Here is a 14,249-nt window from a genome sequence, read left to right on the forward strand (position 1 = left end):
TCACCAAAAAACTGATCCTTCACAAGCTTTAAGGAAAGTAGCGGAGAGTTACGGGAGATTCTCCTTCCTGGGGAAAGATTTGCCTTTGGAGATCTTCTGCCAACCGTTCAGTTTTATGATGTCGTCCCGGGGCCGGTTCATCGGAGATCACAGGTACCTGGTTCTCCGCAGTAATGGTCTGGTTTAGTTTGGTCAGTATCAAAAGAAAAGGAGTTAAAAGAATGTGGTTGAAACGCGTAAAGGGCAGAGTGAGAAAAAGCCCGCTGACCATCAACACGTGCACGAGGAAACTTCCATGGGCCAGAGTGACCCCTGTGCCGTACATGATGAATTCCGTGGCAAAGCCCGTTAAGATCGTTAAATAAAGAAGAAAGACAAACGTAATATCAGCAAGGTATGTTTTACCATTATCCTCATAGGGATCCCGCACCAATCTCCACCCTATGATACTTAAGCCTATCAGGGAGGACAGTCCTCCTAAATTGCCGATAATGCGCGGAGGCCACCAAAATCCGTGGGGCGCGTCAGCATAGTTAAGCAAAGCGGCTAAAGTTGTGGCCAGAGCCATGAAGAGAAAACCGAACAGCACGAGGCCGTGGATAACCCATCTCTTTAGAGAACGCTTTCGCACCGAGGCCAGGAGGAGAGTATCCTGGAATAGGGCAGTCCAGATAGCTTTGGCAATTTTCCGCCAGCCCAGGGAACGGATATACTTCCATTGCCTTAATGCAGCGCTATTCCGGAACCAACGGCGGAAGAATAAGATAAGCAAAACCAAAATTACCGTGCCTATAATCGCAGCGCTGAGATCAATTGATTCAGGTTTAACCCATTCTCCCAAGTTAATCGATGTGCCTAGAGGGATTAAAAATGGTAAAGATGTCAAACTTCCTGAAGAGATAAGCAACAATAGCACCAAGTAAAGGGCTATTCCGGCTGTCAGGAGTGTTGCAACTATCGCCCAAATCATTTTTCATTCCCCCTTCCCCCGCTGCACATTTGACTTAGGGGTTTAAGATACCGTGTCGAAGGATCTGTGCCTAAGTCTGCCAAGAGCCGAAAGGCCTCACGCTGAGTCTGCTTTTTCTGAAGGAACAAATGTTGAGAAACCTCGCTATTCGGGTCATCAAGGTCTCCAAAGATACGGGCATTTGCCGGGCAGGACACAACACAAGCCGGTTCAAGTCCTTGATCCAGGCGATGAGCACAATAAGTGCATTTTTTCGCCTTCCCGTTTTCAAGACGACTCTTAGCGAAATGCTCATAGGGAGAATCGTCAGGAAAGTACCAACGTTCTTCAGCCTGAAGATAAATATTACCATACGGGCAGGCTGAGACGCATGCTCCTGTTCCATTACATCGTTCCTGGTCAATGATGACGATTCCGTCAGGACGTTTAAAGATTGATTTGTTGGGGCAAGCCCTAACGCAGGGGGCGTCGGCACAGTGATTGCACAGAACAGGAAGGTAGGAACGCTTTACTTTGGGAAATTCCCCCGTTTCCATGTTAAGAACCCGGGCGAAAAAGAAATCTTTAGGAGTCCCATTTTCCTGTTTGCAAGCCATGGTACAGGTATCGCACCCAATACAGCGTTGGAGGTCAACTAATAAGCTCAGCCGCATTACTTCACCCTCCTTATCTCAACACGTGGGTCTTTCCATAACTGCCCCGGGGCATAGACGGCGGGTAGAAAATAGGTTTCATGGAGGGTTTTGACTCGTTCCGGCAGTAAAACATTATTATAGTCTCCCTGAGCCAAATACCGACTCCACCAGCCATGATCAACGGATAATGCTCCGGGGCGAATCCCTTGGGTAACTCGTGCCCAAAGCTGAAAACTGCCATAGAGATTAAAAATTTCCACTAAATCTCCATCATTGATTTGACGTTCTTGAGCATCTGTTGGATGAATTTCTACCACCGGTTTACGGTTGATATTTTGCAGCCAAGGATTGTTGACATGGGTGGAGTGAACCCGCCATTTGGCATGCGGAGTCATAAACATCATAGGAAAACGTCGTTCTTCCGGGTTAAGGTGGCTATAAGCCTCTTTATAAACGGGAAGCGTCTCGCCGCAATTGCGAAAGGTTTCTTCCTCCTTATAGAATTCCATCCGCCCAGTCTTAAGAAATTCGCGCTGAACCCCTTCTTTATGGGGATAGGCACGGGGAGGAAGAGGAAGCCTCCGCTCAATGTTTTCAATCAGGGGAACATCCGGATAAGGCAGATTCAAGCGGACCGGACCTTTTTTCAGAGCTTCGAAGGTAATTCCAGCGGAAACAGATCCGCCATTAGCTAATAAATAATCGATAATTTCTTCCGCACTCATCGTAAAGAATGCTTCCCATTCAGGATTTAAGCGTTTGGCGAGTTCTTTCATCATCCACAATTCACTCTTAGCCTGAAAGCGAGGTGGAATAACGGGTTGTTGAATTTGGACATAAGGGTGTGGTCCCGTGACAACCAGTTCATACTTTTCCCAAAAAGTCGGAGCCGGAAGTACGAGGTCCGCCAGTTCGGTCGAAGGAGTTTTCATGTAGTCGACAGCAACAATGAACTCTAATTTATCCCGGATCCTGCGCCACTCATTGACATGTGAGGTCGTAAAGATGTTGGCATGGGAGAAAAAGAGAGCGCGAAAACCATTTTTAGGCAGATGAATTTTGGGATTCATGGTGGTGCTTTTTTCCGGCATAATCAGGTAATGCATGGGTACAACATTGGGACGTTTCCCGTCCGGATACCACCAAGAGGAAATGTCAAAACGAACGTGGTGTTGACCGGAATAAATATCGACACTTTGCCCAGGTTTGCCAAATCCCCCCGTGAGTGCTCCTAACAGAAGAATGGAACGAATGACAATGTCCCCGTGGAATCGATGGTTCACTCCCATGCCGATGATGATTTGGGCGGGGCGGTTCTGGGCGTAACTCTTAGCCAGTTCAAAAATACGATCAGGATCAAGTCCGGTCTTTCGAGAGACATTACTCAGGGAATACTGTTCCTGCTGGAGATTTTCGCGTAAGAGGTCAAGGGCCGGGCGAACAACCACTTGCTTCCCCTCAATTTCTACCCTATATGTACCCTCGAGAGCGAGTTGATCTCCCCCATCTATATCGAGTGATTCTGGAGAAACAGCAACAAAGCACGAGGAATACTCCGAATCGAGTGAAATTTCAGTTAACCCACGACAAGCTTGCGATGTAGAAAGTACCGCAACAAATTCATCCGGTTTGCCTATCCCTATGTCGGAAGCCCGCAGACGTTCTCCCGTATCCATCCGGATGAGTAACGGAAGGTCCGTGAAAGAGCGAATAAAGGAAGTGTCAATCCAATCATTTTCAAGAATGAGGCGGGCAATCCCCAGAGCCAAAATCCCATCAGTGCCCGGAACGATAGGCAGCCATAGATCGGCGCCTTTTACTGTTTGGCTTGCTCTGGGATCGATTACAATCACTTTGCCCCCATTTTCTTGGACTTTGAGAACGAACTTAGCATCCGGCATCCGAGTCTGGAAAACATTTGCCCCCCACAGAATGAGAGTTTTCGCCTCCGCCCATGCCGCAGATTCACTTTCTAGAGAATCAATGCCTACAGTTTCAGTATACCCCATGCTGATATCCCCATTATAATCATAGCCTGTAGCATAGGAGGCTCCTAATATACTTGCAAGCCGAACTTGAGCTCCCTTTTGTACATTCCCGGTGGCAATAACCTGATTGAAGAAAACGATGGAATCCGGACCATATTTAGTTGAGATGTCCTTGAATCTTAAAGCCAAAAGATCTAATGCTTCGTCCCAACTGGCCTCCCGCCAATGGCCTTCCCCTCGTTGACCGACACGAATAAGTGGGGTTTGTATCCGGTCGGGATGATAAATCAAGGAAGTAGAGGCCATGCCACGAAGACATCCACGGGGGTTGTAGGCTGAGTCCGGGTAATCTGCTGCAGGTTTAAGATCTATAATGGTATCATCTTTAACAGCTGCGATCCAGCCACAAGCACCTGTACAATTAGGGGAATCAACCGTTCGTACATAGCGAATTTCCGGAGCGGGTGCAGTGTCTGGAAATGGTCCGGGAACCCGACGAGTTGTTACCATCTAAATCCCTCCTCATTGTTTGAGATTTTAAATATGTTTTTCTTTTTAAGAACAATTTTACATGGTTTAACCTTGTGTAGCATATTTTCGGGGAGTAGGTATAAGAAAGGTTCTCTTCTTGTATGTAAATTATGGTATTCCAGCTTGTATAACAGTAAGATGCTAAAAGTTAAGGATATCAGAAATTTTGTAATTCCCTAATATCCTTAACTGACTTTTTTTAACATGTTAGATAAACATCTTTCAAAGCATGTAATGTCGTATGGAATTCTTCGTGTTTATTCGGGCCGATCTCTGTCTCCTCTATCTTGGCAAATGATTTAGCCATTTCAAGCATTTTGTCAGAACTTAAGACCCGCTCTGCCATGACATAAAGAACATTATTTTCTTTTTCAATATGAGCGGTTAAAAGCTGGCCATAGTTTCGAGCATACTTTGAGATTTCAGCGATGGCATTGTCCTTACCGCCTCGATAGTCTTCAACTGCACTTCTTAAGCCTTGAACAAAGCTGCGCCCCTGGTCATGCTCATAAAACATTACACTAATCGGTCCACCCTGACGAGGAATACCGGCTTGCACCATGGCAGGGAATAAAACCTTTTCCTCCTTACCATGGTGACATTGATCGACAAATACCTTAAGGAATTCAAGGATTTGGTCTAGGTGTCTGATATCAATAGCTTGGCCGGCTTCCAGTTTGCCCGCGATTTTATCTAAAATACGAATTGTCAAAAGGACAGCTTCATGTTCAGCTTTTAGTTCTTCAATCGCTGTCATCACGATCACCTTCCTCATATATTCTTGTCCAATAATGATAAGTGGTAACATTTATTGAAGCGGGGTGTCGCTAAGCGAAAAATATTAAGAACGACACCCTCAGTTACAAGTGGATTAACAAATTAAAGTGAAGGACTTATTTAAATGAAAATACTATGCCATGAAGATTTTAAGATCGTCTTCTACATTCGTGATTCCTGCTATTCCGAAGTTTTCAACCAAAACCTTTGCTACATTTGGAGATAAGAAGGCCGGAAGCGTCGGTCCAAGGTGTATGTTTTTTACACCGAGATACAGGAGGGCGAGTAAGACAATGACAGCCTTTTGCTCATACCAAGCGATGTTATAAGAAATGGGAAGTTGGTTGACGTCATCCAGACCAAAGACTTCTTTTAGTTTTAAGGCAATAACCGCCAAGGAATAAGAATCATTACATTGACCGGCATCAAGAACTCTGGGAATCCCGCCGATATCTCCTAAGTTTAGTTTATTATATTTGTACTTAGCACATCCAGCCGTCAGAATAACTGTATCTTGCGGTAATGCTTTCGCAAAATCCGCATAATAATTACGGCTCTTCATACGACCATCACAGCCTGCCATAACGAAGAAACGCTTTATGGCTCCGGACTTGACAGCATCCACGACTTTATCTGCGAGAGCAAGAACCTGATTGTGGGCAAATCCCCCAACAATTTCACCAGTCTCTATTTCTGCGGGTGGCGGGCATTTCTTCGCGTGTTCAATCAGTGCCGAAAAATCTTTCGCTTTTCCGTCTTCTCGATCTGCGATGTGCTTAACCCCTTCAAAACCAACCACGCCAGTCGTGTAGACACGGTCTTTATAGGAATCTTTCGGGGGAACTAGGCAATTGGTTGTTAAGAATATTGGCCCGTTAAACGAGTCAAACTCTTTATCTTGTTTATACCAAGCGTTGCCGTAGTTGCCGACAAAATGATCATATTTCTTAAAGGCCGGGTAGTAGTGAGCTGGTAGCATTTCGCCATGTGTGTAAATATCCACACCAGTTCCTTCCGTTTGGATGAGTAACTCTTCGAGATCTTTGAGATCATGGCCACTAATGAGAATGGCTGGGTTGTTCGAACCCCGATATTGACTTTTGTCAGTTCCGGGTTGCCGTAGGTAGTTGTGTTGGCTTTATCTAATAGGGCCATGACATCAACACCATGTTTTCCTGCTTCCAAGACAAGTGCTACAAGATCCCCAGTTTCAAGCGTGTCATCGAGTGTGGCGACTAAAGCTTTTTCTATAAATGCGAAGATCTCGGTTTCTTTGTATTGAAGGGTATATGCATGTTCGGCATACGCAGCCATCCCTTTTAAACCATATATGAGCAACTCTCTGAGAGAGCGTACATCTTCATTTTCTGTCGCTAAGACTCCTACAAGAGCGGCTTTCGCTTCGAACTCCTCTGGGGAACCCGTCCAAGTCGCTGCATCGTGTAAGTTCTCAGGTATCGTGCCTCCTACGCGAATGACAGCTTGTTTTAGATCTTCACGAAGTTCGAGGGCAGCTTGGATCCGTTTTACGAAACGCTGTTTATCGAAGTTGGCATTGGTAATCGTGCTAAAAAGGCTTTCCATAATAAATTGATCAACATCTTTACGTACAAGATAACGCTCACGCGCTTGAACTGCATAGATGGCGATTCCTTTTAAAGTGTAGATAAGAAGATCTTGCAAATTGGCAACATTCTCCGTTTTGCCACAAACCCCTTTCAACGTACAACCGGTTCCTTTAGCTGTTTCCTGACACTGATAACAAAACATACTCATTGTTGTTCCTCCTAATATTTAAATTTTTGCAAACTCAAATTGACTAAGCTAAGTTTAGGCTAAATTTAAATATTGTTCCGTGATTGTTGAACTACCTTTGATGTGAGAAAAGTCACACCATGAATAGTTTCACACAGCATTTTCCCCGGATGGATCCGGACTAGCTCGTGAGAATTGTTTCTTCTCTCTTGTTGCTATCTTTAAGCAGGACAACTGTTTCTGGCAGCAGGCTTAATCCACCCAAAAATGCGGCAACAACCGCACCTAAGAATCCAAAAGTAACCAATATCAGTAATTTTGATCGTCTCGCTGTTCCTCGACGTTCACTTACCAAGGCGTAACTGGAAATCCCTGCAAAGGCAATCGGTGCAGCCACCGGAGAGCCCTCGATTAACAGTCTGAATAAACTCTCACGACTAAATGTAGCATTTCCCGCCAGGTAAAAAAAGTACCTAAAACACCACCAACACCCAACATATCCCTCCCAAAGTGGCAAAGGATTATAGAAAAATTTTTGGTGGGTTTTAGGTTATATGGACTATTTAATTGTATTTATCCATTAACTTTCTGAGTTTCACCTCAGTAGATGAATCCTCCACTGGGGTATATACATTGAATCGTAAATCCATATTACCTTGTACTTGCAGAGAAGTCATGTTGAAGAGCATTCTTCTCGCTTTTGCATGTTTAAATTCAATTATTACTTCCGGAGCCATACTCACATGACTTTCTTGCCATAAAGACTGAAACTCTGGATAAAGATCTGACATTTCTTGAAGAAAGTGATTGTACCATTCATCATTCACATATTGACCATAGTAAGCTCGAAAAATGGCAAGAAATCCTTTGACAAAATGTCGCCAATTAACAGCCAGCGATCTTAATTCTCTTCTTGAAAATACTAAGCGAATCATGTTGCGTTGCTCGGTCGGAATTTGTTCAAAATCTAAAAACAAGGGCTGCTAAACGATTCCAACCGACAATTTGAAAATGTCGGTCAGTGATAAACGTTGGACAATATTTAAGCTCAGTTAAAATTCTTTCTAGTGAGGAGGGAATCTATGCGATAATTGTTTTTAAGAGGTATGAATAAAAACTCTTGTTATAATTAGTTTATTATAGCCGTTTATAACATTAACTTAGTTTATCTAGCACATCAAATCGTACGGTTTGGACTTAAATAACCCAAGAAAAACAAAACGCCAGACCGTTCATGAAAAACGGCCTGGAAAACATATTCCCCCATACACTACCACGAAAACCAACTTTTGTTATGTATCCCGATGGCCCTAAGAGTGAAACTTGTCCTGAGCTTGTGACAGATACAGCTGAGTTTTCAGCACTTCCGTTTCACACTATTTATACCAACTGATCCAACCAATGATAATACTCGTTCTCTAGTTCGTCTATTGTAAGCTTATTTCTTGCATCCATTAGCTCAGTGTTAATTTCACATTTATCCGCATCACGAAGCAGAATTATTCTTACTGGTGCATCCACAGGTTCTCCCCCCCCTTTTATGCATTAATATTACCTTATTCACATTTTTGACTTTAGATAACCTTTCTAAACCATAATTGATATATAAAGCTCTTGGCAATCGCTGAGGGCTTATTTCTTTGCAAAAAAATCCCCTCACAATGGAGGGGCGTATAAGAAGGGAGAGTCCTTCCGAGAGAATTTCCAAGATAAGCCTCATAATAAATACTTGGATCAAGGGGCTATAATTCACAATTTATTAGAGTCATAGAAATATTTACATTCCGTTCATATTTAATGCATTTTTATTTTACAGAGTACCCTTATAATCTATAAATGTTAGGTCAGGAACTTCCAGTCGAAACTATTTACTTGTCTTAGTAACTTTCCGCCAATAGTTCTATGTTCTTTCTCAGGAAATTCTCAGCTTTATTTGTTAATTTTATTTTAATTAAAAGTATAAGCTTACTTCTTTCTGAATACCCAGGGATAATCTATTAATTACACAAATAAGGAGAGATGGCCTATTCTTTTAAGTGGACCAAACCAACTGCCTCAAACTGTGAAGGATTTCGTTACCACGGATCAACCGTCTAACATTTACATTGTCGGCGGAAAGTTCGTTTTACACGATTCGATTCAATCGGAACTTCAAAGTGCTGCACCGAACGCCCAAATTCAGAGGTTTGGTGGGCAGGATCGATTTGATACCTTATCAGAGATTTTATATAAATTTTACCCAAATCCAACTCAGATTTACTTGGCTAATGGATTCGATTTTGCCGATGCTCTTTCCGGTAGTACGTTAGCTGCCCAAAATAATTCACCGATCTTATTAGTTGATCCTAAAGCGGGGCATTTACCACCTGCTATACGCGATTATCTTATTACTCTCCGAACGACTGGTGTTACACCACAAGTCAATGTTCTTGGAGGATCTGTTGGATTGCCGGATTGGGTAGTCGATCGTGTTAATGAACAATTGGGGATTGGGGATACAAATACTACCCCTCCTGCAACAACGACCAGTAGCGCCATACAACTTCCACTTAACAACTAGACCGAAGTCGGGATGAGTGGATAAATTTCTACCAATTTGGTAAAATCAACACTTTCCAACTAAAAATTGCGAACCATACTTTTCAATTAAATAGAAAAACAGCCTTGGTTCAAAGGACTAAGGCTGTTTAATTACTCTGTTAATTACTTGTCTTCAGTTTAGCTCACACAGGTAAAACCGGTCCCACGTAACGGCTTGGCCTAACTGGACTCTAGATGTCAAAAGTCGAAATTATGATAAAGATTGAAAAGGATTTATGTTAGGTTATTATTTCAGAAAGGAAACCCGTAAGGAGAGAGGCAAATGCATCATCTTACTTTGTTCATGGGGATTATGGGGATTAAAGGAATTTTAGTTTTGGTTTTAACTATCTTGGTCGTAGTCTTTATCTTTAAACAAATATTTAAAATAGCATTCGTTGTTGCGATTGTCGCTGTACTTCTTCACATAGGTTTGCCCATCCTAAATACAGCCGTTCATGTTATCCGATAAAAGCTGAAGTTTACATTAATCACCGATTATCATAGCTCGGTCAAATGCTAACCGTTTTTTTATATCCGTAATTTCTTCAAAAATATCATTAGAGTTGATTTTTGGGTCATTGTAATGATGCGATGTTTTAATGTTAACTTTTTTTGACGAAACCTTCCTCTTTTTAGCTTTATGATATCGGTTGGACTGATACATAAATTCACGTCGGCCCATTCTTGGGTTACGAAGTGCAAGCTTTCGTACTGGACGAATACGACTAATTGGTTTTATTTCTTCCACACGTTCATCCACTCATCTCACCTCATCGAGCGCCTCTTCAGGATAACAAAGAACGTAATTATTTAGTCTAGTTTACACCGCCATAATGCGTCAATTCAATACCACGACCAAAGAATCCGCTTCATAACGGAAGTTTAACCTGCTTCAAAGTGGTTTGCTGCATTAACAGTTAGGTTATCGTTGCCTGTTGAGTGGTAGCGGATGGACTGTTCGGCCATCTTTTGCAATATATTACAATACAATATCGATGTTTCTTTTGGATTCGCGACATTCCAAATTAATAGACAGCGGTCCGTTTAAACCTTAGATTTTAGTTCTGTTTGTAGAATTGCCAAGAAGTCCTTAAACAAGCGGCTTCTTCTATTGCCATTTATGGCGATGCATGCCACACTGGAACAAGCATGGAAAATGGCTGAAGATATGGCTGCAAAATGAATTATTCCCATGCACTGGGGAACTTTTAAACTGTCCGGTGAACCTATGGAAGAACCTATTGCCCGCTTTCGACAGGCTGCTTCCGGCCAAATGGAAAAGTGACTATTCAGGATGCAGGAGCTACATGAGTACTACCTCACCGAACATCTTTGTTTAGAATTTTATCACCGCTATTGCGTTTTTGTGTAATCAGTATAATCCGGTTTAAACCACTTAACCCCTATGCTTTTTTTGCCACCTCTGTCTGGGCCATTTCGCTGAATTTCATCCTCTGGAATAATGTTGAAATTTAACAATACATAAGTACTTTCCGGATTATCAACGTAAAAAGTAAGCCCTCGAATTTCATCAAGCGTGGGAATCTCCTTCCCAAAAACAGGATCATCAATGGAATTTACATTAATATATGTCTTACCGTCAATTTGCACTGAAGAATAATTAACATATTTCTGGCTTCTGGCATAGTCCAACAACCTTACAGTGCGTGAAACTAATATCTTTCCTTCATCCTGATAGGTTTTAAGCATCTGAAGTGTTTGAATATCTGCAGAATTAAAAGGAAAATCGTCAATTCCTTTGCCGAGATGTTGCGTAACAATCGAGTAGTTTCCCTCTTTAACCAACTGATCCAAACGCTTTTGAGTAATTTGACGAGGTAGTTCATTAGCTTCCCATGTCCAATCAATTTTATACTTTATAATGTCATTTGTATACCTGTAAAACCCCCATACTATTCTGCCATCCCTAAGTCTGAGGGGGAATAGCGGATTATCATAAGTAAATTGACTCATTCCAACGGAATTCCATACATATCGGATTCCGTTTCCAATGGTTAAATCTGTATGGTAATAGGACGACTTTTGATTATCACCGCCTTGATAATCAAAAAAATGGACCTTTGGGTTATAGGCCCCGAAGTTTTGAGCATTCGTTGGACTGCCATGGTTAATCCATACTTTGGGCTTAAACCCGCTTTCATTCATTGCCTTCCAAGCGGCAACTGCTAAATTACGTGTAAATAGTATTTTCTTATCATTACGAGAAAAATCCCCAAATGTATGGAGGGAATCAATCCAACCTACTTTAAAGTAATGGACTATTTTGTCGGCGTCCTTAAGGCGATTAGTGTCCACCCCCTGGAAATATGACATTTCGTACGCAATGGAATGACCTTTTTTATCTATTTTAGATGAATAATCGCTTCCGACATACATCCAAGCCGAATCAGCTATATCTAAGCCTAATCCTTGACCGTAGGGGGTTTGTTCTTTGGTATTTAAAAATCGATGATACGTTTCAAACTTCTCTACAGTCGAAAGGTCTATATCCGACGAAATGGCTAACATAGCATCAAATGGATAGGGAAACCTTCGTAACTGATTACCAGAAATGGTTTTCGGGGATTTCTCTAACGCAAGTTTGATTGCTTCAGATATAATATTAGGACTGTTGGTATCTGATTTTACCATAGTTTTAGCAGTTTCCGCTCGGGGTTCTTTAGAAATAGCCTTGCACCCTCCGGTAATAAGTACCAGTGTTATTATAAGAAATACAAGCATACTTGGAACGAGACGCCTGAACATAATCTGTCCTCCTTTTGGGATTAAAGAACTACATAGAGATATTCAACATTTACCATTATTCTCCTCCAAGTATTAACAATTAGTCCGTGCAAAAATGCCCGTCTATGTTCATGATGAATCTTTAATGGCTCATTTAAGCCCCCATCTTACACAAATAACCACGGGCATTTCCATGAATAGCATAATACTAAATTTCATAGTCTCTAGACTCCCTTTACACTGTGACACAATTCTATCGTGCTCTTCGAGCACGTTCTTGGCACAAGCCACCCCGGCGGCGGCTCGGATATACTTTGAAGTCGATGGGAGAAATATGTGGCGACTAGTCAGGATGTAATGGATATATCTCTTATATGACCTCTCTTTGGCCCATTGTTATGCTAGAAATAAAAGTCAGTGTCGAATCGTGTAGGGGACAGTCCCCGACAGCGAGGCAAAACTGAGCTCGAGCAAACTAAATCCTAAGGGTACCTAGAAAACCAATTGGCAACTGAGACCGCGGCAGGTGAAACTTATGCATCACTGGTGCTTATTGATGTCAGTTGGATTAAGGAACTTAACGACTCTCTTGACTATTCTTGTGGGAACATAGCACTTAAACTATTGATACAGAAATTAAAAGAAGGCTTGCAGGAAAGCGTCGACATATACCGTTTGAGCGGATTAGAGTTTGCGATGTTGCTTCCAGGTCAAACTTCGGAAGAATGTCTAGAGAAATTGCAAACTATTAAAAATGATGTAGGGATCTTGAAAATACACCATCGGGATTCAGAAATTCCGTTGATCCCTGACTTTACCATAGGAATTGTTATGTTCGAATACAAAGAAAATCTAACGTTGTTACGGTTATTGGAACAGGCACGACAAACTTTGGCAACGGCTAGAAGAACGGACAGGGTATAGGGGCTTATACGGATTCACACAGGGCAAAAAAGAAAATCCTATTAATTGAGGATACAGATTTTATTGTAAATTACGTTAAGAGCAAGCTAATAACCATAAATTTAGAAATTTTAATTGCGAAGGACGGAGAAGATGGAGTCAGAAAAGGGCAAATTGAACGACCTAATTTGATAATTGCAGATCTTATGTTGCCTAAAATGGATGGATTTGAAGTTTGCCAGCAAATTAATTCTAATCCAAAAACAAAAGATACCAGAATCATTATTATGTCTACCCGAAATAGCAAAGAAAATGTGCTCAGATGTTATAAGCTAGGAATAGATGATTACCTTATTAAACCATTTGGGCTTGATGATTTCGAACAAAGAATAACCCGTCTTCTTTATAGTTAAACTACAAATTGCGGGTTCCGAAGAACCCGCAATTTGTGTTAAAGGCAAAATGCCTTATTGAAGAATCCCTTCAACTGCAGCAAAACACCATTTCACCAAGTTGAACCCCTAAATTTCTTGCAACAATCTCGCATTTGGCTCGAAGTAGGAAATATAGCCTTCTATCCTCCTTGCCCTGTGCTTCTAAAGATTCATAATTAGCTTGCCCTTTACTGATTATTAAGTCAGCTGTTTTGTAAGCCTGTTTGAATTCTGCCGAACAATCTTGGAGAATTGTACCTAAAAAACCGCTGCCATTAGAAATTACCCGGATTTGTTCTGCCATGCCTACATGAACAGCATCTTCCATCGTAGCATCATTCAAAATCGGCTGGTCCTTAACTGCATATGTCACCTCTATCCCTAATTGGGACAGCTGCTCAGCTAATAGCCTATCGAAAGCAATTTCACCGCTGTTATCTCCGAGAATTAATATCTCACGGGCTACCTTTAGGCTTTGCTTAAAAGGCAGGTAATCATCCCGGGCAAAATCCTTCGCCATGGCCTCCTGAATACTCCCCTCTACATCAAAATCTTTAAGAATGCCCATATCGATAATATTCCCGGCAACTGCGATTTTCAGTGACATAAAGAGTGGATCTGTACTTTGGCGAATTTTCTCTTTTAACTGGGGAAGGAGCTCAAGAGCCAATTCATTGGACTCCTTCTTCGCACTATCAAATGGGTCCTCGATTCCCAACAACTCATTAACCTTTCTAAGAATAATAGTTGAGTTCTCTGCAGGAGTTCCTTGCGGATCTAATCGAGGAAAGAGGGGTAAAGTCTCATGGATAATCTCTCTCGCTTTTTCCTCACTGACTTCAGTTTGGGCTAAAGTATTAATCGTTTGCTTTATATAACACGGGATGCAATCCAGGGTAACCTTCATATGTAGGACCTCCTCATCTAT

The 14,249-nt window shown here is 41.9% G+C and carries 12 protein-coding genes and 4 pseudogenes; 5 read left to right on the forward strand and 11 right to left on the reverse strand.

Features of this window, described 5'->3' with window-relative positions; all coding sequences use genetic code 11:
• Positions 1–28 precede the first annotated feature (28 nt).
• The 8 genes and pseudogenes from VZF35_RS11180 to VZF35_RS11215 form a co-directional block, all read right to left on the reverse strand.
• The gene (locus VZF35_RS11180) at positions 29–970 is read right to left on the reverse strand and encodes a hypothetical protein (RefSeq protein WP_407313595.1); all 942 of its coding nucleotides are present in this window, start codon (positions 968–970) and stop codon (positions 29–31) included.
• Positions 967–1,623, reverse strand: coding sequence for a 4Fe-4S dicluster domain-containing protein (locus VZF35_RS11185; RefSeq protein ID WP_407313596.1), 657 nt, complete (start codon positions 1,621–1,623; stop codon positions 967–969). The genes VZF35_RS11180 and VZF35_RS11185 overlap by 4 nt, the downstream gene beginning before the upstream one ends.
• Positions 1,623–4,103: a molybdopterin-dependent oxidoreductase gene (locus VZF35_RS11190; protein WP_407313598.1), complete on the reverse strand. Its 2,481-nt coding sequence runs from the start codon at positions 4,101–4,103 to the stop codon at positions 1,623–1,625. The genes VZF35_RS11185 and VZF35_RS11190 overlap by 1 nt, the downstream gene beginning before the upstream one ends.
• 220 nt (positions 4,104–4,323) lie before the next feature.
• On the reverse strand, positions 4,324–4,899 hold the full coding sequence (locus VZF35_RS11195; protein WP_407313600.1) for a hemerythrin domain-containing protein: 576 nt from the start codon (positions 4,897–4,899) through the stop codon (positions 4,324–4,326).
• 135 nt (positions 4,900–5,034) lie between these two features.
• Positions 5,035–6,677 (reverse strand): annotated as a pseudogene (gene hcp, locus VZF35_RS11200) (hydroxylamine reductase).
• Positions 6,678–6,837: 160 nt separating this feature from the next.
• A complete protein-coding gene (locus VZF35_RS11205; RefSeq protein ID WP_407313602.1) occupies positions 6,838–7,053 on the reverse strand; it encodes a hypothetical protein in 216 nt (71 codons plus the stop codon).
• A 166-nt stretch (positions 7,054–7,219) separates the two neighbouring features.
• Positions 7,220–7,736, reverse strand: a pseudogene (locus VZF35_RS11210) (hypothetical protein).
• Between the two features lie 300 nt (positions 7,737–8,036).
• Positions 8,037–8,177 (reverse strand): hypothetical protein, encoded by a 141-nt coding sequence (locus tag VZF35_RS11215; RefSeq protein WP_407313604.1) that lies wholly within the window; start codon positions 8,175–8,177, stop codon positions 8,037–8,039.
• Between the two features lie 541 nt (positions 8,178–8,718).
• Between VZF35_RS11215 and VZF35_RS11220 the strand changes: the two genes are divergently transcribed.
• Both VZF35_RS11220 and VZF35_RS11225 read left to right on the forward strand, forming a co-directional pair.
• A complete protein-coding gene (locus VZF35_RS11220) occupies positions 8,719–9,216 on the forward strand; it encodes a cell wall-binding repeat-containing protein (RefSeq protein WP_407313606.1) in 498 nt (165 codons plus the stop codon).
• A 303-nt stretch (positions 9,217–9,519) separates the two neighbouring features.
• A complete protein-coding gene (locus VZF35_RS11225) occupies positions 9,520–9,708 on the forward strand; it encodes a hypothetical protein (RefSeq protein ID WP_407313608.1) in 189 nt (62 codons plus the stop codon).
• Positions 9,709–9,723: 15 nt separating this feature from the next.
• On the opposite strand, the gene VZF35_RS11230 is transcribed toward VZF35_RS11225, so the two are convergent.
• A complete protein-coding gene (locus VZF35_RS11230; protein WP_407313609.1) occupies positions 9,724–9,999 on the reverse strand; it encodes a hypothetical protein in 276 nt (91 codons plus the stop codon).
• Positions 10,000–10,356: 357 nt separating this feature from the next.
• Between VZF35_RS11230 and VZF35_RS11235 the strand changes: the two are divergent.
• A pseudogene (locus VZF35_RS11235) lies at positions 10,357–10,524 on the forward strand (MBL fold metallo-hydrolase); the annotation flags it as partial.
• Positions 10,525–10,592: 68 nt separating this feature from the next.
• Here VZF35_RS11235 and VZF35_RS11240 read toward each other — a convergent pair.
• A complete protein-coding gene (locus VZF35_RS11240) occupies positions 10,593–12,005 on the reverse strand; it encodes a hypothetical protein (protein ID WP_407313611.1) in 1,413 nt (470 codons plus the stop codon).
• Positions 12,006–12,485: 480 nt separating this feature from the next.
• Between VZF35_RS11240 and VZF35_RS11245 the strand changes: the two are divergent.
• Positions 12,486–12,908: pseudogene (locus tag VZF35_RS11245) on the forward strand (diguanylate cyclase domain-containing protein); the annotation flags it as partial.
• A 44-nt stretch (positions 12,909–12,952) separates the two neighbouring features.
• The gene (locus VZF35_RS11250) at positions 12,953–13,300 is read left to right on the forward strand and encodes a PleD family two-component system response regulator (RefSeq protein ID WP_407314581.1); all 348 of its coding nucleotides are present in this window, start codon (positions 12,953–12,955) and stop codon (positions 13,298–13,300) included.
• A 70-nt stretch (positions 13,301–13,370) separates the two neighbouring features.
• On the opposite strand, the gene VZF35_RS11255 is transcribed toward VZF35_RS11250, so the two are convergent.
• Positions 13,371–14,228, reverse strand: coding sequence for a damage-control phosphatase ARMT1 family protein (locus tag VZF35_RS11255; RefSeq protein WP_407313613.1), 858 nt, complete (start codon positions 14,226–14,228; stop codon positions 13,371–13,373).
• Between the last annotated feature and the right edge of the window lie 21 nt (positions 14,229–14,249).

It is taken from the genome of Desulfosporosinus paludis (assembly GCF_045689965.1).
Taxonomy (GTDB): domain Bacteria; phylum Bacillota; class Desulfitobacteriia; order Desulfitobacteriales; family Desulfitobacteriaceae; genus Desulfosporosinus; species Desulfosporosinus paludis.